Source organism: uncultured Tenacibaculum sp., from assembly GCF_947504135.1.
Lineage (GTDB): Bacteria > Bacteroidota > Bacteroidia > Flavobacteriales > Flavobacteriaceae > Polaribacter.
Genome location: NZ_CANNGG010000004.1, coordinates 84,846 through 107,281 on the forward strand (window position 1 = coordinate 84,846; position 22,436 = coordinate 107,281).

Consider the following 22,436-nt stretch of genomic DNA (forward strand, 5'->3'; position numbering starts at 1 on the left):
ATTTTATATCGTTTTGTTCTTTATTTCAACTCCACATACATATTGTTATAATCAGGGCGCATCATATTTGAATTCCATGATGGAGAAAATTGAACTCCTTTTTTCATGTTAGGTACTCCTTTTGCTCCTGTAGTAATGTATTGAATGGTTCTTTGTAATAAAGGTTCGTTAGGGTCTCCTAAAATACCTAAGTTACCTGGATCTTCATCAATGATAACCTCAGGAATAAACCCTTCAGGAGCATTTTCACCATCTTTATTTTGAATTTCTAATACAATAGGTTGCATTGCCCACGTATGACTCTTTAAGTTATCGCCATTACGAGTATAATCGTCAGAATCGTATAAGGTAATAGAACCAACATGCTTTCCGTAAGTTTGAGTTCCTACTAACTTTACATCAATATAAGGCTTTAGTGCATTGATAACTAATTCGGATGCAGAGGCAGAATCATCAGAAACTATAAAGTAAATAGTATTTAGGTTTAAGCTATTAATAGCTTCATCCAATACTACATTTCCTTGTTGGTCTTTATTTAAAATCTGATTCGTAAAGTTATTGATTAATAAATCTGGATTTGTTACCTCCATTACTTTATGATTCCATACTTGTTTCGCAAATAACTCATTGTTAAACTGTCCGGTAATCATACTTCCTAAATAAGTAGCTGTTTGTACAGAACCACCACCGTTATAACGTAAATCGATGATTAAGTCGGTAAGACCTGCTGATTGAAACTTAGCAAATTCAGCATTTAACTCTCCATCAAAGTTTCTAGAGAATTGATTGTACATTAAATACCCAATGGTATGGCTACCACTAGTAATTACATTGGTAACTTTTATCGGATTTTCTGTTACTTGAGATTTGGTAACTGTAATAGTTGTTCCGTTACTAACAGGATTTCCTCCATTATAATCAGCTAAATGAATAGTGAATGTGTCGTTATCTAATAAATCATTTACGTTACCTCTAGTTATAGTTGTTCCGTTAATCTCAGTAATAATTATTCCACGAGTAACTCCTTGTGCATCGGCATTAGAACCAGTAACAACATCGTATACATATATATAATAGCCTCCAGAACCATCGGTATAATCAGCACCTTCTAGCTTCATACCACTTGTTAAGCGTATTCCAGCAAAAGACTCCTCTAGAGCGATGTAATCATCTACAATCCACGAATAAGTTCTGTTAGGGTCTTTAGGGTATTCATTAGGCATGTACAATAAACTGTAAAATAAATTAGCAGGATCGTCATACGCTGATAAATAACTATACAGTTCATTATCGTTATTAAAACGTCTGTCAGCTAAGTCAGGGACTAAGTCTTGCCATAAGTAGTAAGCGTTTAAACCTTTCCAAACGAAATTTTGGACTTCAATATTTTTGGGTGCATCGTCTTTTTCACTACATGAAACAAGTAGTATTGAAAAAAAGATGATTAGGGATGCTTTTAATAATTTCATAAGAGTATATTAGTTGTAACAACAACGCAATTTACTGAATAATATTTTTTTTTAAGTATTGATGTAACAAACTTGAAACTGCGTCGTCGTAGATATGTAAACCTGTTAAATAAGACGCAATTGTTTTAATAGGCTTACAAAACTAATTAACCAAACCATGAACCAATCGGACTTTTTAAAAGTTGTATTACCATTTAAAGACAAAGTCTTTCGTTTAGCGAAAAGATTATTGGTTTCTACTGAAGAAGCTGAGGACGCTACACAAGAGCTGTACTTTAAATTGTGGAGAAATAAAGAGAAGCTCTCTAATTATAAAAATGTAGAGGCATTTGCAATGACCATGACGAAGAATTACTGTTATGACAGATTAAAGTCTAAACAAGCAAGTAATTTAACATTGGTTCATAGTAATTATAAAGAGAAAGATACTCCTTTAGAAAAGAGAGTAGAACATAAAGACAGTGTAAACCGAGTACATGAGCTTATAGAGAAGTTACCAGAGCAGCAAAAAATAATCATACAATTAAGAGATATTGAACAATATGATTTTGATGAAATATGTAAAATGGTTGATATGAAACCGACAGCTGTAAGAGTAGCATTATCAAGAGCTAGAAAAGCAATAAGACAAGAATTAATAAAACAACACAACTATGGAGTTAGCTAACATAGAGAAGTTATTAGATAAATACCTAGACGCAGAAACAACATTGCAAGAAGAGCAAACGTTACAAGAGTATTTTACCTCAAACAACGTGGCACCGCATTTGCAAGAATATAGTATGATGTTTGGCTATTTTAAACAAAGTAAAGACGAAACCTTTACGAAAACCATTCAGTTAAAACCTGAGAAAACTAAGAAGAACTGGAAATGGTTATCAGTAGCAGCGTCAGTAGTCTTACTATTTAGTGTATTCATGGGTAATGAAGAGTACAAAAAGTATCAACAACGTAAACAGTTTGCACAAATTAAAGAAGCGTTGCAACTAGTTTCAGTCAATTTAAACAAAGGAAACGATGCATTATATGCAGTTTCAAACAACCTAAAAAAAGGAAATGATGCTATTGAACAATTAGGAGCCTACGAAGAAACAGTAAATAAAGTAATAAACACTGTAAATTAATTAAGAAAGTAAAACCAAGTACTTATAAACAAAAGAAATCATGAAAAAAGTAATAGTATTATTAGCATTAACATTTGTATCTAACTTAAGTTTCGGACAATCAATTTTTGATAAGTTAGAAGCTATTGATGAAGTTTCATCAGTTGTTGTAAACAAAGATGCTTTTGAGATTTTATCTAAATTCAAAGTAGAGTCTGAAGACAATGAAGCAATGGAAGTTTTTAAGATGATTCAAGACTTACAAGAATTAAAAGTTTTTTCTACTGAAAATGCCGCCGTAGCAGCTCAAATGGAAAATATGGTAAAATCAGCCGTAGGAAAAAGTAACTTAATAGAGTTAATGCGTGTGAAAGACAAAGATTCTCGTGTTAAAATCTATGTAAAGTCTACAAAAAATAAAGACTTTGTAAGCGAAGTATTAATGTTTGTTAAAGACAAAAACTCTAATGGAGGATCACCAGAATCTGTAATAGTTTCGTTAACTGGTAATATCGACATCAATAAAATGTCAAAATTAGCAGAGACGTTTTCTAAAGACGGAAAGAAGAACAAATAAAAACAAATAAGGCAGCGTTAATTCGTTAACGCTGCTTTTAATCAAAAACTAACAACAATGAAAAAACTATTTATATACTCAATGTTACTAGTGGCGTTTGTAACAGTTTCTTGTAAAACAGAATCTTTACAAAGCTATTTGGTAGAAAGCCAAGAAAAAGAAGGCTTTATTACGTTTGATGTACCAGCTAGTGTATTACAGTTAAGTATGAACAAGGCTTCTGAACAAGATAAACAAGCATATGAAAGTATTAAGAAAATAAACATTACTGGAGTTCCTTATAAGAACTTAGACGAAGCTAGTTATGAGGCAGAGAAAGAGAAGTTGAAATCTATCTTTAAAAAGTCTAGCTATAAAGAGTTAATGAAGTTTAAAAAAGATGGAGCCAATGCAGCAATATACTACACAGGAGATGCTGATGCTATCGACGAAATTGTAGCTTTTGGTTATGGTAAAGAAATGGGAGTGGGAGTTGCTCGTGTTCTAGGAGAAAACATGAATGTAGGAAAGATTATGGAAATGATGCAAAAAGCTAAGATGGATGCAGGAAATTTAGATTTAAAGCAATTTAAAATGATTTTTGATGAAAAGAACCGTTCATCTGAAGAAACAAAATAAAAATTAGTATTGAAAATATAAAAAAAAAGCCATCAGATTACCTGGTGGCTTTTTTCTTTTTAACGGGGTATTAACAAGCCTCCCAATAGATTTTCCTATTTTTGAAGTCTAAACAAAAAAATATGAAGTTTCAAAAACTCCTTGTTGTCGTTGTTACCCTTTTTACAGTAACATTATTTTCTCAATCAAATAAAGTTTATAGAGCTGAAAGAGACAAAGTTCATAGTTTAATTCATACGAAGTTAAAAGTAGATTTTAACTTTCAAGAGCAAGAAATGAATGGAGAAGAATGGGTAACACTAAAACCGTATTTTTACGAAACTGATAAAGTTACTTTAGATGCCAAAGCAATGGAAATTCATAAAGTAACGATGAATAATCAACCATTAGATTTTAATTATGATGATTTTGAGTTGGTTATCAATTTACCTCGTAAATACAATCGAAACGAAGAGTTTACGCTGTATATTAAATATACGGCACGTCCTGAAAGAGTAAAGCAAAAAGGAAGTGCTGCAATTACTTCAGCCAAAGGACTGTATTTTATCAATCCGAAAGGATTGGACAAAAATAAACCTACTCAAATTTGGACGCAAGGTGAAACTGAAGCGAGTAGTTGTTGGTTTCCAACGATTGATGCGCCGAATCAAAAAACATCACAAGAAATTTACATGACGGTTCCGCAAAAGTATGTAACACTTTCTAACGGAAAATTAGAAAAGCAAACAACAAATGCAGATGGAACTCGTACCGATTATTGGAATTTTACTCAAAAACACGCTCCGTATTTATTCTTTATGGGAGTAGGAGAGTATGAGATTATCAAAGACAAATACAAAGATATTCCAGTTGATTATTATGTAGAAAAGGAATATGCTCCGTATGCAAAAGATATTTTTGGAAATACGCCTGAAATGTTAGCTTTTTTCTCAAAAATTACAGGAATTGAGTATCCTTGGAATAAGTATGCACAAATAGTTGGTCGAGATTATGTTAGTGGAGCTATGGAAAATACCACAGCAGTAATTCATGGAGAAAACGCATACCAAAGACCAGGACAATTAATTGATGAAAACGTACAAGAAAATACCATTGCGCACGAAGTTTTTCATCATTGGTTTGGTGATTTAGTAACTACTGAAAGTTGGAGTAACTTAACCGTAAACGAGAGTTTTGCGAATTATAGCGAATATTTATGGTTAGAGCATAAATACGGAAAAGATGAAGCAGATGCGCATTTGTTTGAAGACAGTGAAGCCTATAAGCAAGGGCAAAATTATGACAAGCATTTAGTTCGTTTTTATTACGATGATAAAGAAGATATGTTTGATGCGGTGAGTTACAACAAAGGAGGCGCTATTTTGCACATGTTGCGTAACTATTTAGGCGATGATGCTTTTTATACGACATTAAACACCTATTTAACCGATTATAAATACGGAACAGCAGAAGCACACCAATTGCGTTTGGCTTTTGAAAAAGTTACTGGAAAAGATTTAAACTGGTTTTTCAATCAATGGTATTTTAACAGCGGTCACCCGAAGTTGTCTATTTCGTACGATTATAATAAGTTACGTAAAACGGTAACTGTAAACATCATGCAAACTCAAATAAATGAGTTTAAATTCCCATTTGCAATTGATGTTTTTGAAGGCGGTAAACGTACACGTCATAATGTTTTTGTGGATGGTAGAGATGCTTCGTTTACCTTCCCTTTTACCAAACAACCAGATTTAATTCAAGTAAATGCAGATGGAGTATTACTATGTGATATTTCAGAAAATAAAGTGTTGAGTGATTATATCCATCAATTAAAACATGCTCAAAATTACGCTCATAAAAGAGAAGCGTTGTTAGAAGTTGCAAAGCATCAAGATGATAAAAATGCGTTTAATGCAGTTGCTGGAGCGATGAATGACGATTTTTATAAAATCAGAATTTTAGCGTTGGAAAACATCAATCTAATCAATAAATATTCTAAAAAGAATGTGATTGATAAAATTATGAAAATGGCTAATAACGATCCTAAAACATTAGTACAAGCAGCAGCTATTGAAACCTTAGGAAAGTTAACTGACCCTGCATTAAAATCGGTATTAGATAAAGGTTTACAAAGTAAATCATACTCAGTATTGGGTAAATCATTGGTAGCAATGTATTATATCGACAAACAGTTGGCAATTCAAAAATCAAAAACCTTACCGTTAGAAGTAAAAAAGATTGTAGCTACTCCGTTAACACGTATTTATTTAGAAGAAAATGACGATACAGAGTTAAGTTTTATTGCGGGTAATGTAATGGCAGGAATGTTCTTAAGTCCGAATAAGAAAATTCAATCTTTATACAAAGAGGCGTTTGATAAAATTGGAAAAAGTAACAATACAGAAGCCATTCAAAATTTAGCGGATGATATTGTAGCGAAAGGACTTCAATACAAGCAATATAATTTTGATAAAGTAGGAATTAACTTGTTACGTCAATTAGTAGAAATGCAAAAGGCAAACAATCCTTCAAACATTGATAATAACTTACGAGTTATACAAATTGCAACAGCAAAATTGTTAGAGTAAACAAAATTAAACTCTTAGCACATATTATATAAAATCATAAAGTTTAAGTTAAAAAGAATACTTAGTTTTGGCACAGAAATTGAATTTTCTAGCGAAACTTAAGCTTTATGATTAAAAAAACTACCCTACTATCTATTTTTTCAGTGCTAGTATTAGCGTCTTGTAGTAGTGTTAAAACTACCGAGAAAGCAATTAATTCTGGTGATTACGAAAAAGCTATTTCTTTATCAATAGAAAATTTAGCAAAGAACAAAACCAAAGAAAAAAATCAGCCGTATGTGTTGATGCTTCAAGAAGCTTTTGCTAAAGCGACTCAAAGAGATTTAGACCGTATTTCATTTTTAGAAAAAGAGCAAAATCCGTCGAATTTAGAATCTATTTATAATTTATACCAACGATTAAACAATCGTCAGGAAAGAATTAAACCATTATTACCCTTACGAATTTTATCCTCAGGAAGAGACGCTAAATTTAAAATGGTTAGTTATGCTGATAGAATTATAGAAGCTAAAGAAAACTATGCCGATTATTTATACGAAAATGGAGTCGCCTTGTTGAATGACGGAAAACGTAATAAAATTAATTATCGACATGCTTTTGATGAACTAAGACATTTAGATAAAATCAACCCGAATTATAAAGATACAAGAGCGTTAATTGAAGAGGCTCATGAGTTGGGGACAGATTTTGTACACGTATCGGTAAGAAATAAAACCAATCAAATAATTCCTAAAAGATTAGAAAGAGATTTATTGGCGATTGATACCTACGGATTAAATGATTTATGGACAGTATATCATGCAAGCAAAGACAGAAAAATTCGTTACGATTTTGATTTGGAATTAGATTTTAGAAATATTGAAATTTCTCCTGAACAAGTTCGCGAAAAAGAAATCATTAAAGAAAAAAGAATTAAAGATGGCTATAAGTATTTGTTAGATAACAGTGGTAACTACGTAAAGGATAGTTTAGGAAATAAAATAAAGGTAGATAAGTACAAAGTAATTCGTTGTAAATTATATCAATTTACGCAGTTTAAAAGCAGCCGAGTTAGCGGAGTTGTAAAATATATTGATAACAGAACGAATCAATTAGTACAAAGGTTTCCTATTCAAAGTGAGTTTGTGTTTGAACACATATATGCCGATTATGATGGTGATAAAAGAGCGTTAGAGACTTCATTGTTAGATTTATTGAATGAAAGAGTAGTAAGTTTTCCATCCAACGAACAAATGGTATACGATACGGGTACCGACCTAAAACAGAAACTAAAACATATTATCACACGAAATAAGTTTAGAAATTAAAGAAAAGCTCCTGTAATCTACAGGAGTTTTTTAATTTTATAGCGATGGACTTATTCTCACAATTTGACGATACTCTTAAAAACTTACTTCCGAAAGATGGAACGGTAAACTACTACGGAATTGTTTTGTCTAAGGAACTAGCAGACCATTATTACGAGGCTTTATTGAATTCTATTGAATGGCGTAACGACGAAGCTATTATTTTTGGTAAACGCATGGTAACCAAAAGAAAAGTAGCTTGGTATGCCGAACAACCTTTTGAATATTCTTATTCTAACATTACAAAAACAGCCTTAACGTTTACGAGAGAATTGTTAGCGTTAAAAGAATTAGTTGAAAAAGAAACTGGAGAAACCTATAACTCTTGTTTACTAAACTTATACCACGATGGTTCAGAAGGAATGGCGTGGCATAGTGATGGGGAAAAAGATTTAAAAAAGAACGGAGCGATTGCTTCGTTGAGTTTTGGCGCAGAAAGACGTTTTGGTTTTAAACACAAACAGACGAAAGAAACGGTGTACAAAGTATTAGAGCATGGTTCGTTATTGGTGATGAAAGACGAAACTCAAACCCATTGGTTACACCGATTACCACCTACAAAAAAAGTCCACCGACCACGAGTGAACTTAACGTTTAGAACGATTGTGAGGTAGGTTTAGTTATTATTTCAACTAAAACTTTGCTTATTATTGTGTTTTTATATTAAGAGTTAAAAAAACATTTTTTTTATTTTTTGTGATGTATTTGGTTTAATTATTTAATATAACTCTATAATTTAGAAAAAAGTTCAACATATTTTTTAGCACATTCAACTTTATTCTCCACATTTATAAAAGAGGTATCTATATTATTTGCTTCAAAAAATTTTTTCATATTTTTTCCTCTAGTTCCCTTGCTTAGATGCATTACAGTAAAAACATCAACTTTTTTAGAGTTTAATTCAATAAAAGATTTAGTCTTGAAAATACTTTGTCCAATTGTTGGACAGTTCTTTTTTAATAATTTTTGATGAGCAATACTTCCAAAAGCAATTATAATGTCGGGTTTAATTAACTCTAGTTCACTTATTAAAATTTCTCTATGCTTATTGTTATTTATAAACTCTATGTCGTTATAACTTCTAGTTTTTGTTAGCTTGTTATAATAATAAGTTTTGAAAATGTCAGTACAATAAACAAAATGATTTTTTTCTACTAAACCATTAATAAAAGCCCAGTAGTTTGCGCACCAACCTTCTCTTGTGTCTTTTTCATTCAATGCGTATGGTGTACCTATTACAACATCATTATTTATATCTGCATTATTTTCTTTTTTAAATATCTTTTCACTTCTTAAAGGATCAATACCTAAAACCACAACTCTTTTGTTGTTATAGTTTCCAAACCAAGTAGGTAGGTCAATTCCTTTAATTGTTACGTCTTTAGGAGTTTTTTGATTTTTATGAATTAATTTATCAGAGTACACAAAGTTAGTTTTTACACCTTTTTTATTTTTATTGTCTTCCCAAGAATCATACATCTTGTCAATATCTTCTTTAGGAACATTTAAAATGTTTTCAGTTATAATACTTCTTAATCTCTCGTAAAATCCGGTTCTTCTATTCATGCTTTTTTGTTGTAAAATGTTGTAAAGGATATGATTTATATTTGATTAATTATATATCTAGAAATAGCAAATTTAATGGCTTAAAGGCTGTAAATAAAATCAATTTACTCCACCACTTTATAAAAAGTCAATTCATACTCAGGTAACAAATTAGGGTGTGTAATTTTTATCAAATCTTTTAACACCAAATCTGGTCGTATAGGAGATAGCTCAAAGTAAATTAAACCACCAGTTTCTCCTTTGTTATGCCCGATAGAAAATATCTTGTTATTAGAAAATGCATCAAATTCTTTGTAATGAATATTTGCAGTAGTTAACTGTTCTTTGGTAGCATACAAGCCACAGTTAAACCAAAAATCGGCATGTTGTCCTTTTTCTAATACACTTTCAAAATTAAGTTGCAAACTCCCCGTTCCGCTAGTTTCTTTCCATAAGTAATTAAGGTTTGCATCGTTGTAAAACGTCGCGATAAAACTTTCACCAGCAGGAACATTCCAAACATCTTTAAACATACTTCCAGATAAAACTGTAGGTTGTTTATCGCTGTTTTTAGCAATTTCTTTTGCTTTTAAGTACTCTGTTTCTATGTTGGTAAAAATACTGTCTGCTTCTTTTTCTTTTCCGTATAAAGCTCCGAAGAATTTAATCCATTCTGCTCTTCCTAAAGGAGTTTCTTCCAACCAATCGCCATTAAAAATCACAGGAACTCCCGTTTTTTTGATGTTTTGGTATAGTTTTGTGTTTGGGTGAAGCGCAAAACCAATAACTAACTCAGGCTCTAAATCGATTAGTTTTTCGGTATTCATATCTTGTTCCAAACCTAATTCAACAATGTAACCTTCGTCAATTCTTTTTCTTGTCCTTTTTGAAGAAATATATTTGGTGTGCGGAAAACCAACAATAGTGTTTTCAGCATTCAAAAGTTCCAACATTGGAACGTGCGTGGTACTGGTAACCACCATTTTTTTGATAGGAACTTTAATTTCATTTTTAGAAAGGTCGGTTTTATCGGTAAGTGTATAAGAATATAAGTCGTGTGAGCTTTGAAAAGCCTTTTTGATCACTAATTTTTTTACTCCGTTTTTTGAAATAATATCAAAACCCTTGGCGTATTTTACGGTACTCTGTACAGCTTTCTTTTCGGTAGTTTTTTTAGTTTCTTGTTTACATTGTGTAAAGAACACAAATAAGGAAAGAATAAATAAATAACGTTTCATAGTAATTTGTTTTTATAGGTGGAAAGTTAACGTATCTCCGTAGTTTAGTTTTAATTCAAATGATTTTTCCAACGGAATTTCATTCATGTATGCCCAAAGACTTTTCATAACTCCCGCATGGGTAACAAGCACAACTTTTTGATGGTTTTTAGTCGTTAATTCGGTTAAAAAATTGGTGGTTCTGTTGTGTAAATCGATATAAGATTCTCCGTTTTTAGCAGGAGTTTTTACAAAATCGTTCATCCAAATATCGAGTTCTTTTTTATCAATATCGTTCCATTTTTGGAGCTCCCAATCACCAAAATCAAGTTCTTTCAATCGGTTGTCAAAAATTACGTTAGCTGAAAGTTTTTTAGCCAAAAGCTTACAGCGTTGCAAGGGACTGCTGTAATAGGTAACTTCAGGATTATTCATAGGAACTTTTTTTAGAATATTGCTCACTTCTTCTTCAAAAGTAGTGGTAACGTCAATATCTGCTTGACCATAGCATATACCTTTGGCAATATCAGGTGTGGTATGTCTGACTAAAATAACTTCCATAGTGCGAGTAGGCTTAGATAAAAAACAATTTCAGCTACTTGTTGTAAAGCACCCGCACAATCTCCTGTTTGACCTCCAATCCATTTTTTAAAAAAGTGCCCCATATATAAATAGGTAAGTAATAATGGAAGTAATACCAAAAATACCATTGGGTTTTGAAAGAAAAATAAGGGAACTATTCCGAAAATACCTGATATGAGTAGCGATTTACTACTCATTTGTTTGGTGGTTGGTTTTATTTTAGAACTGTCAATATCTCTTACATAGTCATGTGTATACAATAAAACCGTAGCGATAAATCGGCTAATACTATGTCCTGAGATAATTACTAGAATTAAATTAATGGATAGATTTTGTAAATGATATAAAGCTAAAAACTTTATAGCTATAATAAAGACCAAACCACTTACTCCAAAAGTTCCGAGTCTGGAATCTTTCATAATGGTTAAAATCTTTTCTTTGGTCCATCCACCACCAAAACCATCACATACATCCGCAAATCCATCTTCATGAAAAGCTCCTGTAGTCCAAATAGAACTTATCATGCTGATTACAATCGCAATATCCGTAGGAAAAATATAAGAAGAAGCAAAATAGGCTAGTGCCGCAATGCTTCCGACTACAATTCCTACCAAAGAAAAATAACGACTGCTTTTGTTGAGTATTTCAGGAGAATGATCTACCCATTTAGGACACGGAATTCGTGTAAAAAACAATACAGCTGTTAAAAAATAATGGATTTGTCTTTTTATCATAACTAGGCTTCACTAACATTGGCACTTTTAAAAGTAGCCATTTCGTTTAAAAAGTTCACACTCGATTGAATAATAGGAAAGGCAACTGCACAACCTGTTCCTTCACCTAAGCGTAAACCTAAATTTAAAAGCGGTTCAGCATTCAAGAAGTCTAACATTTTTTGATGTCCTCGCTCCCCTGAATTATGACAGAAAATACAATAGTCTAGAATATCAGATTCCATGGCATGAGCGGCTAACAGGGCAGCAGTCACAATAAAACCATCAATAAGCAAGGTCATTTTTAAAGAAGCGGCTTCTAACATAGCACCACACATCATTACAATTTCAAATCCGCCAAAAGCAGTCAACGCTTCCATAGGTGTTGAAATAGAATGAACGTGTAACTTATAAACCTCACATAATGTGTCGATTTTTGTTTGTAGTCCTTTATCATCTACTCCGGTACCTCTACCCACACAGTTTTCAATAGGTGTATTGGAAAAATAACTCATTAACAAAGCCGCAGATGATGTGTTGCTAATCCCCATTTCACCAAAACCAATAACATTACAACCTTCACTATACACCTTTCTTACCAACTGTCTTCCTTTTTCTATAGCTTCTTGGCATTGTTCTGAGGTCATAGCTTTAGTAGTGCTATAATCTTGCGTTCCCTTTGCTATTTTGGCATTGGTAAGTTGTGGGTTTAATTCAAAATCAGCATTCACACCAGCATCTACAATGTTTAAATGAATGTTATTTTGTTTACAAAACACATTAATAGCAGCACCTTCTTGCAAAAAGTTAAACACCATTTGTTGCGTAACCTCTTGTGGGTAAGGACTCACTTTTCCTGTGGTAGCAATTCCATGATCTCCTGCAAAAACCATAATAGTAGGTTTTGATAACACAGGGCTAGTGGTATTTTGAATTAAACCAATTTGCATGGCAATACTTTCTAAAGTACCTAAAGCACCAATTGGTTTGGTTTTAAAGTTGATTTCTTCTTGAAGTTCGTTCTGTAAATCCTTTGATAGGGGAGTTATTGTTGTTGTCATGTGTTATTTTAAAGTTAAAGGAAGTCCAGATACCATAAAAGTGGCTTTATCAGCTAGTTTAGCTATGTGTTGATTTGTCCAGCCTTGTAGTTGTGTGAATTTTCTTCCAGATTCGGAGTTGGCGTGTAATCCCATACCAATTTCATTTGAAATAATGATAATATTGGCGTCTATTTCAACCAATTTATTGATTTCTTCTTTGGCAATTTCTAATGCTTTTTCAATATCATATTTTGTATCCACAAAGAAGTTTGTTAGCCATAATGTAACACAATCAACAACGACAGTTTGTTTTTCAGAAATTACGTTACTTAACCATTTTTCTTCTTCAACAGTGGTCCAACGTTCATCTCTATCAGAAATATGTCTGTCAACTCGTTGTTTGAAATCTTCATCCCAAATACGAGAGGTGGCTAGGTAAATAGGGGTTTCAGATAAAGATTCTGCTAACTTTTGAGCATAGCTACTTTTACCTGAGCGTTCACCTCCTGAGATATAATATATCATGAAATCGCATTTTATTTTGACACAAAGATTGGAAAGATTTTTAATAAAAAACAAATTAAAATAGAGAACTGTTTATTTTTGCTGAACTAAAACTACGAATTATGACAGTATCTTCTTTTATGCCAGCAGTAACCCAAATGATTTATGACATGGGCTTACAGAACTATTTAAACGGAATTACTTTTGAGTGTCCAGAAGTAGCTTTACAAGAAAAAGAAGTGGCTGTTCGATATAAGTTGGAGGGAAAAGTACTAACGAGTAAAGAAATAACGGCTATTTTTTCTAAAACCAAGGCAGAAGGAAAGACATTGTACTATGTTGATGAACCTGTTTTAGAACGTATTGCTCCAGATATTGTTTTTACACAAGATGTATGTGATGTTTGCCAGATAGATACAGAATCTGTGGCAAAATCAGCTTACAAACTACCAAAGGTTCCTGAATTAATTTCTATTACTCCGAACTCTTTAGAAGATGTTTTTGATAATGCGTTAACCATTGCAAAAGCTATGAAGCAGGAAGCAATAGGAGAGGCGTATGTGAGTGGATTGAAAAAGCGTATTTATGATATTGTAGATGTGCAACGTGAACATAGAATCCAATCGAAAAGTGTAATGTTATTAGAGTGGATTGATCCGTTGTTTAATTGCGGACACTGGATTCCTCATCAAATAGGGTATGCAGGTGGAATCGATTTATTATCGCATCCATCAGGAGATAGTATTGTAATTTCTTGGGATAAAATCGTAAAGTACGATCCAGAGGTATTAATTATTGCTCCTTGCGGATACGGAATTGAGAGAACACTTGAAGATATGAAGTTTTTAGAAGAGAGAGAAGAATGGACGTCTTTAAGAGCTGTAAAAAATAAACAAGTGTATATAGCCGACTTTGCGATGTTTACACAATCTTCTGCTGGTACTTTGGTGGAAGGAATTGAATGCTTAGCAAAAATGATTCATCCAGGTTATTATACACTACCAGAGAACTTACAAACAAAATTCGCAAATTATCACGACTTGATTGTTGCTAATTTATAAGAATACTATACATTTGCCGAGATTTTTGGTTTTTCTTTAATCACCTATTAAAGAGAATTAAAAGGGAATTCGGTGCAAAACCGAAGCTGTTCCCGCAACTGTAAGCTATAAAGCTTGTAACAAATACTCAAACCACTGTTTTTTTAATGGGAAGGTATGTTACAAGACGCAAGCCAGGAGACCTGCCAATTATTATAATTTAATTAAAACTTTCGGGATAAAAGTTTGGTAGAATATGGCTAAAAAAGTAGTTACATTTTTTTCTTTTTTTTATGTGGTTGTTCTGGTAGGACAAAATGATACAATTTCTTATCGGTTAGATGAAGTTATCATCAATGCTACAAAAAAACTAAAAGAAAACTCCATAGGTCAGCATGTTGTAAGTCTTTCAGATTCTGTGTTGACAAGAAATATTGAGTCTTTTACTGATTTAATAAGATACAATTCATCAATTTATTTAAAGGAGTACGGAAAAGGAGGTACAAGTTCTGTAAGCTTTAGAGGTACAAGTGCTTCCAATACAGCTGTTGTATGGAACGGAATTAATATAAATTCTATAAACAATGGTCAAACAGGCTTTAATTCTTTAACAGTAAGCCTAAATGACGCGATTGATGTAAGAAAAGGAGGAGGAAGTATAGAATATGGTTCAGGAGCAATAGGAGGAACGGTGCATTTAAATGATGTTTTAAATTACACAGAAGAGTTTAATGTAAATAATCAATTTGTACTAACAGGAGGGAGTTACAATACATTCAATTCTCTTTTTAAGTCAAAAATCTCCAATTCAAAGTATAGTATAGGAGTGGGAGTTTCTAGAAATTCTTCAGAAAACGATTTTAAATTGTTCGATTCTGAGTACAGAAATACCAATGGAGCTTATGAAAACTATGGAATTAACTTAGGCTTCGGATATAAATTCAATAATCAATCTGAATTAAAATTTTATAGTACAAGTTTTTCTGGCGAGCGTCATTTCTCAGGAACATTACCTAATCCAACTTCAGCAAGAGAAAAATATATAGACTCTAACCAAAGAAACTTATTGGTGTATGGTTTTGAAAAGGATAGGATAGGACATGAAGTAAAGCTAGCATATTTAACACAGAAGTATCAATATTTCTCTAATAAATTTTCTGATAATTTTAATTATGGAAAATCGAGAAGAGTAATAGCGTCTTACAACCTGAACTATAAACTTCCTAGAATTAAAGCAAAGATTTCGTCTTTTTCAGAGTATGAATCTGCTTTTGGTAGTACAGATGTAATTAAAGAGAAAAATAGAGAACAGTTTTCTCAGTATCTTGTTTATACTCAAGATGTGCATGAAAAAATCTCTTTTAATGTTAAGTTAAGAAAGGATTTTAATTCTGATTATAAGGTTCCGTTTGTTTATGCTGCTGGTATAAAAGTAACGCCTATTTCGAAATGGTATGTAAGAGTTAACGGATCGAAAAATTATAGAGTACCAACATATAACGACTTGTTTTGGCCAGGGCAAGGAAATGAAAATTTAATCCCAGAAACCTCTATTCAAGGAGAGGTAGGATTAGGATATTCAAGTAAAGGTTTAAACTTTGATCTAGGAGCTTATTTAATTAATACAGAAGACAAGATAGTCTGGACACCTTCTGGTGATTCAAACAGACCTGGGGTTTGGGTTCCCATCAATTTAAATGAAACTCAAAACAAAGGTATAGAAGCTAGTTTGAGTTATAAAATTGATTTAGGTGAGTATAAATTAAATGCAAGCTCTAATTATTCTTATGTTTTAGCTAAAGATAGTGAGACAGACAAATATTTAACTTTTGTGCCTAAACATTTATTGAATAGTAACTTATCGGTAAACTATAAAAAAGTGAATCTTTTTGCTCAGTCACTTTTTAATGGAGCTGTATATACTACAGAGGACAATTCTAATGGTTTTATTGTTCCTAGCTTTTTTATAGTTAATGTGGGGACTGAGTATGAAATCCTTCAAACTCAAAAAAAACAATTACTATTAGGTATTAAGGTAAACAATGTATTAGGAGAGAAGTATATGGTTATGCCTAGGAGGCCTATGCCACAGAGAAATTTTAACATAAACATCAATTATAAATTTTAACAAATGAAAATAACTAAATTATTAGGATTATTATTCTTAGGAGGTATCCTTTTTACGTCATGTAGTGATGATCCAACACCTAGTTTACCTAAAGGAGATTATGAAGACGGAATTTTGATTAGCGGTGAAGGAACTACAGCTGTATCAGGATCTGTTTCTTTTGTATCTAATGATTTATCAATTGTAGAAAATACAATTTATAAAAAAGTAAATAATGCTGAGTTTGGAGAGTACGTTCAGTCTATAGCATTTGACGACGATAGAGCTTATATAGTAGCTGATAACCAAAATACAGTAACAGTAGTAGATAGATATACTTTTGATAAAGCTGGAACAATTACAACAGGTTTGTCAACACCAAGATATATGACTGTAGTAGGTAATAAAGGTTATGTAACTAACTGGGGAGCTACAGATAACGATAACGATGATTTTGTTGCAATTGTAGATTTAAACTCTTTAGTAGTAGAAGAAAAAGTAGAAGTAGCTTTAGGGCCAGAAAGAATTATTGCTAAAGACGGGAAATTATATGTTTCTCACTTAGGAGCATTTGGATCTAACAATAAAGTAGTTGTAATTGATATCGCTACAAAATCAGTAGTAAAAGAAATAACAGTTAAAGACAATCCAGATGAATTGTATTTAGATAGTTTAGGTAATCTAGTAGTTTTATCTGCAGGTAAAGCTGCTTGGACAGGAGACGAAACTATAGCTGCCATTTCTTTTATAAATACAGCTAGTAATGAGGTTGTTTCAGAATTAGTTTTCAATGAAGGAGAGCACCCTTCTCAAATGGTTTTAGAAGGTAATGATATTTATTACAATTTAGGAAATAGCATTTATAAAACAGATGTGAATGCTACTACTTTACCAGCATCTGAATTATTCACTACAGATTCAGGATACCTTTATGGTTTAGGAGTAAGGAATAACGAAGTTTTTGTATTAGATGCTAACTTTTCAGGTAATAGTAAATTGGATATTTATGATTTATCAGCTAAAACTAAAAAAGATACGAAAGAAGTTGCTTTAGGAGCTTCAAAAATTTATTTTAATTAAGTCGTCCCCCAGAAAAGGGAAATATTGCTATGTGTAAGCTCACCAATTTGGTGAGCTTATTTTTTATAAAAACTTTTCTTGTATTTCTTTAGAAGGAATCATACAAGCTTCTTTTTTTCCAAACCACTTGTAACGATTTTTAGCAATGTAATCGTATACAATATTTCTGAGACCCTCTGGAAAGATCAAAAAAACTTGCGTTAATTTCCATATTCCGCCAAAATCATTCATAATTTTTAACGCAGCCGTAGATTTAATATCATAAACAACATTTGGCTCGTATAAAATAATAGAATCTATTTTTGACGTATCAACCCCTAAGTATTCAGTAATTTCCTTTCCTATATCAGATTGAAGAGAAGTAAAAACAAACTGATTTTTGACATCATATTTTATAACTTTTAGCACACTATCGTTGCATAAATTACACACACCATCAAATAAAATCACTTTTTTATTACTAGGTAAATTGTTCATATTTAATTTTTTTCAAAAAATTAAGTGTTAACTTGTAACATAAATCAAAATTAAGCGTCTTGTAAGAAAGTAAATAACGATTTAACAATAATTTATTAGTAGATTAGAAAAGTCAGTATTTATTTTTTATTTAAAAATTAACTAACACTATGATTCGAATAGAAAATCTTCACAAATCTTATCCTATAGGAAAAGACTCACTTCATGTTTTAAAAGGATTAGATTTACATATAAAAGAAGGCGAATTTGTATCAATTATGGGGTCTTCAGGGTCTGGAAAATCTACCTTATTAAATATTGTAGGTTTATTAGATACACACGATGAAGGAAAATATTACTTAAACGGACAGTTAATAGAAAACTTAAATGAAAAGAAAGCTGCCGTATTGCGTAACAAGTTTTTAGGATTCGTTTTCCAATCATTCAATTTGATTTCCTATAAAACAGCTCTAGAAAATGTTGCTTTACCATTGTATTATAAAGGAGTTGGTAGAAAAGAACGATTAGAAATAGCCTTAGAGTATCTTGAAAAAGTAGGGCTAAAAGAGTGGGCAAATCATTTACCAAATGAACTTTCTGGAGGGCAAAAGCAACGTGTAGCAATTGCAAGAGCTTTAGCTACCAAGCCAAAAGTTGTATTAGCAGATGAGCCTACAGGGGCGTTAGATTCTACAACAACCGATTCGGTAATGGATTTATTAAAAGAAATTAACGATGAAGGTATGACTGTTTTTGTAATTACACACGAAGAAGAAGTAGCAGAACAAACTAATAGAGTTGTTCGGTTAAAAGATGGTGTTATAATTAGCGATGAGTTAACAAAAACAGCAACGAATAAAGCAAAAGCAATTTAATTATGTTTGATTTAGATCGCTGGAGAGAAATATTTCAAAGTATAAGTAAGAATAAACTCCGTTCTGCTTTATCTGGTTTTACAGTAGCTTTTGCAATTTTATTATTTACCCTATTATTTGGAATAGGTAATGGACTACAAAATACATTTAAAAATGAGTTTGCAAAAGATGCTATTAATTCAATATATATATGGACTAATACAACAACAAAAGCTTATAAAGGGCACCAAATTGGTAGAAGAATTCAGTTTAAAAATGAAGATTTTAAGTTTTTAAAAGAAAAATATTCTGATAAAATTCAAATGATTAGTCCTCGATTACAAAGAACAGCAAAAGTAGTTTATAAAACGGAGGAAGATAGTTATACGATAAGAGGTGTGTACCCAAAATATGATTTGTTAGAATCAGCTGAAGTTACTGAAGGGCGTTTTTTAAATATTCGTGATATTAATGAAAAAGCTAAAGTAGTTGTTATCGGCCGTATGGTAGAGAAAGATTTGTTTGGTCAAATAAGTGCTTATGGAAAACAACTAAACATTGGAGGGATTATCTATAAAATTATAGGTGTTTTTTCAGACCCAGGAGGAGATAGTGATGAACGTTACATATACATACCATTTACTACCATGCAACAAATTTATGGTAATAATGATTATGTTGATGAGTTTGGAATGACTTATAATCCTGAAATGAGTATAGATGAAGCTCTAGCATTTAGTAATAAAATGCATAGAGAATTAAAGAAGAAGCATGAAGTTTCACCAAATGATCAAAGAGGAATAGGAATTAATAATTATGCATCAGGTAACAAAGAAGTATCGAGTATGATGGTAGGGTTAAGTATTCTAATTTTAATTATAGGATTCGGAACCTTAATAGCTGGTGTGGTAGGTATAAGCAATATAATGGTATACATTGTTAAAGAACGTACTAAAGAATTAGGAATAAGAAAAGCAATTGGAGCAACTCCAAAATCTATAGTATCAATGATTATGTTAGAAGCTATTTTAATTACTGCAATATCAGGGTATTTTGGCTTAATGTTGGGGGTAGGAATATTAGAATTAGTAGGGCCTAGTTTAGAAAAATATTTTATATTAAATCCAGGAGTATCAACACCTGTAGTTGTTGGAGCGACTATTACTTTGATTTTAGCAGGAATGATAGCAGGATATTTGCCAGCAAAGAAAGCGGCACAAATTAAACCAATTGTAGCCTTAAGAGCAGATTAATTATGAAATTTTTATTTGATTCAGACACTTGGCAAGAAATTTACGGAAGTATTCGTAAAAACAAAACAAGAACAGCTATTACAATATTTGGAGCTTTTTGGGGAATACTTTTATTGGTAGGGCTTTTAGGAGCGGCTAAAGGAATAGAAAATGGATTTAATAACTTGTTTGGTGATTTTGCAACGAATAGTGTTTTTATGTCTGGAAGTAAAACATCAAAACCATTTAAAGGCTTTCAAGAAGGAAGACAAATTAATTTAACAACAGGAGATGTAGAAAAAATAAGAAGCGAAATAGAAGGTGTAGAGTTTGTAGTTCCTAGAAATGTAACTGTAAGTCAAGTTGTATATGGTCTTAAAACAGCTAATTTAACAGTTTTTGGAGATTACCCTTTATTAGACAAAGTACAGAAGAAAAAGTTAATAGAAGGCAGATTTATCAATCAACAAGATATTAATCAAAATAAAAAAGTTTGTGTAATAAGTGATGAAGTTTACAAGCAATTATTTGATAAAGATGAAGAAGCTCTAGGTTCTTACATAAAAATAAACAACATTGGTTATATGATAATAGGCGTATATAAACCAAGTAGGTTTGAAGGTACCAATAATATTCATATACCATTTAGTACATTTCGACTTGTTTACAATCAGGGAGATAAATTTCGTTGGATGGTTATCACAGGAAAACCTGAATATGATATTGAACAAGTAGAAGCGGATGTAAAAGTTTTGTTACAAAGACTACATAAAATACACCCTGATGATAATAGAGCTTTCAGAGGATTTAACTTAGGAAAAGAAATAGCTAAAGTAACAGGTTTTTTAACAGGAATGCAGTTTTTAACTTGGTTTGTAGGGATTGCAACCTTAATAGCAGGAGTTTTTGCTATTGGTAATATATTATTGATAACGGTAAAAGAACGAACCAAGGAAATTGGAATTAGGAGAGCATTAGGAGCAACGCCAGGAAAAATAAGACAACAGATTATCTTAGAATCAGTTTTCTTAACCTTGTTAGCAGGTTCTCTTGGAATTATAGCTGGAGGATTAATTTTAATGGGAATAAATGCACTAGACTTATTAACAAATCCAACTGTGGATATTCCTATAGTACTAATAGCTTACACTGTATTAATAGTTTTAGGAACTTTAATAGGATTTATACCCGCTTATATGGCAACAATAATACAACCCATAGAAGCATTAAGAGAAGAATAAATAGTCAATTAACAAGAAAATAAATATAAAGAAATGAAAAGAACAATCGTTTTTGGTGGGATAGCGTTAGCATTAATAGCGGTGTTAATATGGTTTGGTAAAAAGAACAGCGCATCACCAATTGAATATGAAACGGAAAAACCCTTCAAAGCTACTATTGTAAAGAAGAGTGTAGCTACGGGAAAAGTAGTGCCTTTAGAAGAAGTTGAAATAAAACCTCAAATAGCAGGTATTATAGATAAAATTGTAGTTGAAGAAGGAGCTATTGTTAAAGCAGGTGATTTATTAGCTACGGTTCGTGTTGTACCTAATGAACAGTCATTACAAAGCGCTAGAGGAAGAATTAACTCAGTACAAATCCAGCTTAAAAATGCAAAGACTCAATACGATAGAAATAAAAAACTTTTTGACAAAGGTGTTATTTCTAGTCAAGAATTTGAAGCATCACAATTATCGTACAATCAAGCAAAAAATGATTTAAGAAATGCTCAAAATGATTATCAAATTATAAAAAGAGGATCTGCAGGTTCTTCAGGAGCTAATACTAATATTAGAGCTACCACTTCTGGTATGGTTGTTGAAATTCCTGTAAAGAAAGGTTACCAAGTAATTCAATCTAATAATTTTAATGCAGGTACTACCATTGCTACTATTGCAGATATGACAAAAATGATTTTTGAAGGTCAAGTTGATGAATCTGAGGTAGGGAAATTGAAAAAAGGAACAAATATAGAAGTAGCTTTAGGGGCTATAGAAGACAAAAAATTTCCTGCAGTACTAAACTTTATAGCACCTAAAGGAACAGATGAAGGCGGAGCAGTACAGTTTAAAATTAAAGCAGATGTTTCATTAGATGAAGAACATTTTATTAGAGCAGGATATAGTGCTAATGCAGAAATAGTTTTAAATAAAAAAGATAGTGTTTTGTCTATAAAAGAAGCTTTATTACAGTTTGATAGAAAAACAGAAGAACCTTATGTAGAAGTAAAAACAGGAGATCAAAAATTTGAAAAAAGAGATGTTAAATTAGGGATTTCAGACGGAGTTAATGTTGAGATTTTGGAAGGAATCACAGCTGATGATGAAATCAAAATATGGAATAAAGTATCGAAAGATGATGAAAAGAAAGATTAAAAACA

At 31.8% G+C, this 22,436-nt stretch carries 22 protein-coding genes and 1 riboswitch; of the genes, 14 read left to right on the top strand and 8 right to left on the bottom strand.

Annotated features, from left to right (window positions below; translation table 11 throughout):
- Positions 1–20: 20 nt before the first annotated feature.
- Positions 21–1,469, bottom strand: a complete 1,449-nt coding sequence (locus Q0663_RS09305; RefSeq protein ID WP_299009909.1) for a S41 family peptidase — start codon at positions 1,467–1,469, stop codon at positions 21–23.
- A 157-nt stretch (positions 1,470–1,626) separates the two neighbouring features.
- Here Q0663_RS09305 and Q0663_RS09310 point away from each other — a divergent pair, with 157 nt between their 5' ends.
- The 7 genes from Q0663_RS09310 to Q0663_RS09340 all read left to right on the top strand — a co-directional run bounded on the left by Q0663_RS09310 (position 1,627) and on the right by Q0663_RS09340 (position 8,297).
- Positions 1,627–2,136: a sigma-70 family RNA polymerase sigma factor gene (locus Q0663_RS09310; RefSeq protein WP_159490986.1), complete on the top strand. Its 510-nt coding sequence runs from the start codon at positions 1,627–1,629 to the stop codon at positions 2,134–2,136.
- Positions 2,123–2,593, top strand: a complete 471-nt coding sequence (locus tag Q0663_RS09315) for a hypothetical protein (RefSeq protein ID WP_047788703.1) — start codon at positions 2,123–2,125, stop codon at positions 2,591–2,593. Before Q0663_RS09310 ends, Q0663_RS09315 begins: the two co-directional genes overlap by 14 nt.
- A 40-nt stretch (positions 2,594–2,633) precedes the next feature.
- Positions 2,634–3,149, top strand: coding sequence for a DUF4252 domain-containing protein (locus Q0663_RS09320; protein WP_299009936.1), 516 nt, complete (start codon positions 2,634–2,636; stop codon positions 3,147–3,149).
- Between the two features lie 57 nt (positions 3,150–3,206).
- Entirely contained in the window at positions 3,207–3,767 is a 561-nt protein-coding gene (locus Q0663_RS09325; protein WP_299009939.1) for a DUF4252 domain-containing protein, read from the top strand.
- Between the two features lie 122 nt (positions 3,768–3,889).
- Positions 3,890–6,337 (top strand): M1 family metallopeptidase, encoded by a 2,448-nt coding sequence (locus Q0663_RS09330; protein ID WP_299009943.1) that lies wholly within the window; start codon positions 3,890–3,892, stop codon positions 6,335–6,337.
- A 107-nt stretch (positions 6,338–6,444) separates the two neighbouring features.
- Positions 6,445–7,644 carry a hypothetical protein gene (locus tag Q0663_RS09335; protein ID WP_367171447.1) on the top strand — a complete coding sequence of 400 codons (1,200 nt, stop codon included), beginning with the start codon at positions 6,445–6,447 and terminating at the stop codon, positions 7,642–7,644.
- Positions 7,645–7,688: 44 nt separating this feature from the next.
- Positions 7,689–8,297 (top strand): alpha-ketoglutarate-dependent dioxygenase AlkB, encoded by a 609-nt coding sequence (locus Q0663_RS09340; RefSeq protein ID WP_299009946.1) that lies wholly within the window; start codon positions 7,689–7,691, stop codon positions 8,295–8,297.
- A gap of 115 nt (positions 8,298–8,412) precedes the next feature.
- Here the strand turns inward: Q0663_RS09340 and Q0663_RS09345 are convergent, their stop codons facing one another.
- The 6 genes from Q0663_RS09345 to Q0663_RS09370 form a co-directional block, all read right to left on the bottom strand.
- The gene (locus tag Q0663_RS09345) at positions 8,413–9,249 is read right to left on the bottom strand and encodes a uracil-DNA glycosylase family protein (RefSeq protein ID WP_299009949.1); all 837 of its coding nucleotides are present in this window, start codon (positions 9,247–9,249) and stop codon (positions 8,413–8,415) included.
- 104 nt (positions 9,250–9,353) lie between these two features.
- Complete coding sequence (locus tag Q0663_RS09350; protein WP_299009955.1) at positions 9,354–10,466, bottom strand: ABC transporter substrate-binding protein; 1,113 nt, start codon at positions 10,464–10,466, stop codon at positions 9,354–9,356.
- A 12-nt stretch (positions 10,467–10,478) separates the two neighbouring features.
- The gene (gene cobC / locus Q0663_RS09355) at positions 10,479–11,006 is read right to left on the bottom strand and encodes an alpha-ribazole phosphatase (RefSeq protein ID WP_299009957.1); all 528 of its coding nucleotides are present in this window, start codon (positions 11,004–11,006) and stop codon (positions 10,479–10,481) included.
- A complete protein-coding gene (locus tag Q0663_RS09360) occupies positions 10,991–11,761 on the bottom strand; it encodes an adenosylcobinamide-GDP ribazoletransferase (protein ID WP_299009960.1) in 771 nt (256 codons plus the stop codon). The genes cobC and Q0663_RS09360 overlap by 16 nt, the downstream gene beginning before the upstream one ends.
- Before the next feature lie 2 nt (positions 11,762–11,763).
- Positions 11,764–12,801 (bottom strand): nicotinate-nucleotide--dimethylbenzimidazole phosphoribosyltransferase, encoded by a 1,038-nt coding sequence (gene cobT, locus Q0663_RS09365; protein WP_299009963.1) that lies wholly within the window; start codon positions 12,799–12,801, stop codon positions 11,764–11,766.
- Positions 12,802–12,804: 3 nt separating this feature from the next.
- Positions 12,805–13,308: a bifunctional adenosylcobinamide kinase/adenosylcobinamide-phosphate guanylyltransferase gene (locus Q0663_RS09370; RefSeq protein ID WP_299009966.1), complete on the bottom strand. Its 504-nt coding sequence runs from the start codon at positions 13,306–13,308 to the stop codon at positions 12,805–12,807.
- A 101-nt stretch (positions 13,309–13,409) separates the two neighbouring features.
- Here Q0663_RS09370 and Q0663_RS09375 point away from each other — a divergent pair, with 101 nt between their 5' ends.
- The 3 genes from Q0663_RS09375 (at position 13,410) to Q0663_RS09385 (ending at position 17,514) form a co-directional block, all read left to right on the top strand.
- Positions 13,410–14,348: an ABC transporter substrate-binding protein gene (locus Q0663_RS09375; RefSeq protein WP_299009969.1), complete on the top strand. Its 939-nt coding sequence runs from the start codon at positions 13,410–13,412 to the stop codon at positions 14,346–14,348.
- 9 nt (positions 14,349–14,357) lie between these two features.
- Positions 14,358–14,553: riboswitch (cobalamin riboswitch) on the top strand.
- 30 nt (positions 14,554–14,583) lie between these two features.
- Positions 14,584–16,455, top strand: a complete 1,872-nt coding sequence (locus tag Q0663_RS09380; protein WP_299009972.1) for a TonB-dependent receptor — start codon at positions 14,584–14,586, stop codon at positions 16,453–16,455.
- A 3-nt stretch (positions 16,456–16,458) separates the two neighbouring features.
- Positions 16,459–17,514, top strand: coding sequence for a YncE family protein (locus Q0663_RS09385; protein WP_299009975.1), 1,056 nt, complete (start codon positions 16,459–16,461; stop codon positions 17,512–17,514).
- A gap of 63 nt (positions 17,515–17,577) precedes the next feature.
- On the opposite strand, the gene Q0663_RS09390 is transcribed toward Q0663_RS09385, so the two are convergent.
- Positions 17,578–17,991, bottom strand: coding sequence for a thiol-disulfide oxidoreductase DCC family protein (locus Q0663_RS09390; protein ID WP_299009978.1), 414 nt, complete (start codon positions 17,989–17,991; stop codon positions 17,578–17,580).
- A 149-nt stretch (positions 17,992–18,140) separates the two neighbouring features.
- On the opposite strand from Q0663_RS09390, the gene Q0663_RS09395 reads away from it, so the two are divergent.
- The 4 genes from Q0663_RS09395 to Q0663_RS09410 are packed head-to-tail and all read left to right on the top strand — an operon-like array spanning position 18,141 to position 22,431.
- Positions 18,141–18,845, top strand: a complete 705-nt coding sequence (locus Q0663_RS09395) for an ABC transporter ATP-binding protein (RefSeq protein ID WP_299009981.1) — start codon at positions 18,141–18,143, stop codon at positions 18,843–18,845.
- A 2-nt stretch (positions 18,846–18,847) separates the two neighbouring features.
- Positions 18,848–20,077 carry an ABC transporter permease gene (locus tag Q0663_RS09400; RefSeq protein WP_299009984.1) on the top strand — a complete coding sequence of 410 codons (1,230 nt, stop codon included), beginning with the start codon at positions 18,848–18,850 and terminating at the stop codon, positions 20,075–20,077.
- A 2-nt stretch (positions 20,078–20,079) separates the two neighbouring features.
- A complete protein-coding gene (locus Q0663_RS09405; protein WP_299009988.1) occupies positions 20,080–21,297 on the top strand; it encodes an ABC transporter permease in 1,218 nt (405 codons plus the stop codon).
- A gap of 33 nt (positions 21,298–21,330) precedes the next feature.
- Positions 21,331–22,431 carry an efflux RND transporter periplasmic adaptor subunit gene (locus Q0663_RS09410; protein ID WP_299009990.1) on the top strand — a complete coding sequence of 367 codons (1,101 nt, stop codon included), beginning with the start codon at positions 21,331–21,333 and terminating at the stop codon, positions 22,429–22,431.
- Positions 22,432–22,436: the final 5 nt, after the last annotated feature.

Coding starts and splice junctions, on each gene's coding strand:
- Q0663_RS09305 (WP_299009909.1), bottom strand. CDS start 1,469: ATGAAATTATTAAAAGCATCCCTAATCATCTTTTTTTCAATACTACTT.
- Q0663_RS09310 (WP_159490986.1), top strand. CDS start 1,627: ATGAACCAATCGGACTTTTTAAAAGTTGTATTACCATTTAAAGACAAA.
- Q0663_RS09315 (WP_047788703.1), top strand. CDS start 2,123: ATGGAGTTAGCTAACATAGAGAAGTTATTAGATAAATACCTAGACGCA.
- Q0663_RS09320 (WP_299009936.1), top strand. CDS start 2,634: ATGAAAAAAGTAATAGTATTATTAGCATTAACATTTGTATCTAACTTA.
- Q0663_RS09325 (WP_299009939.1), top strand. CDS start 3,207: ATGAAAAAACTATTTATATACTCAATGTTACTAGTGGCGTTTGTAACA.
- Q0663_RS09330 (WP_299009943.1), top strand. CDS start 3,890: ATGAAGTTTCAAAAACTCCTTGTTGTCGTTGTTACCCTTTTTACAGTA.
- Q0663_RS09335 (WP_367171447.1), top strand. CDS start 6,445: ATGATTAAAAAAACTACCCTACTATCTATTTTTTCAGTGCTAGTATTA.
- Q0663_RS09340 (WP_299009946.1), top strand. CDS start 7,689: ATGGACTTATTCTCACAATTTGACGATACTCTTAAAAACTTACTTCCG.
- Q0663_RS09345 (WP_299009949.1), bottom strand. CDS start 9,249: ATGAATAGAAGAACCGGATTTTACGAGAGATTAAGAAGTATTATAACT.
- Q0663_RS09350 (WP_299009955.1), bottom strand. CDS start 10,466: ATGAAACGTTATTTATTTATTCTTTCCTTATTTGTGTTCTTTACACAA.
- cobC (WP_299009957.1), bottom strand. CDS start 11,006: ATGGAAGTTATTTTAGTCAGACATACCACACCTGATATTGCCAAAGGT.
- Q0663_RS09360 (WP_299009960.1), bottom strand. CDS start 11,761: ATGATAAAAAGACAAATCCATTATTTTTTAACAGCTGTATTGTTTTTT.
- cobT (WP_299009963.1), bottom strand. CDS start 12,801: ATGACAACAACAATAACTCCCCTATCAAAGGATTTACAGAACGAACTT.
- Q0663_RS09370 (WP_299009966.1), bottom strand. CDS start 13,308: ATGATATATTATATCTCAGGAGGTGAACGCTCAGGTAAAAGTAGCTAT.
- Q0663_RS09375 (WP_299009969.1), top strand. CDS start 13,410: ATGACAGTATCTTCTTTTATGCCAGCAGTAACCCAAATGATTTATGAC.
- Q0663_RS09380 (WP_299009972.1), top strand. CDS start 14,584: ATGGCTAAAAAAGTAGTTACATTTTTTTCTTTTTTTTATGTGGTTGTT.
- Q0663_RS09385 (WP_299009975.1), top strand. CDS start 16,459: ATGAAAATAACTAAATTATTAGGATTATTATTCTTAGGAGGTATCCTT.
- Q0663_RS09390 (WP_299009978.1), bottom strand. CDS start 17,991: ATGAACAATTTACCTAGTAATAAAAAAGTGATTTTATTTGATGGTGTG.
- Q0663_RS09395 (WP_299009981.1), top strand. CDS start 18,141: ATGATTCGAATAGAAAATCTTCACAAATCTTATCCTATAGGAAAAGAC.
- Q0663_RS09400 (WP_299009984.1), top strand. CDS start 18,848: ATGTTTGATTTAGATCGCTGGAGAGAAATATTTCAAAGTATAAGTAAG.
- Q0663_RS09405 (WP_299009988.1), top strand. CDS start 20,080: ATGAAATTTTTATTTGATTCAGACACTTGGCAAGAAATTTACGGAAGT.
- Q0663_RS09410 (WP_299009990.1), top strand. CDS start 21,331: ATGAAAAGAACAATCGTTTTTGGTGGGATAGCGTTAGCATTAATAGCG.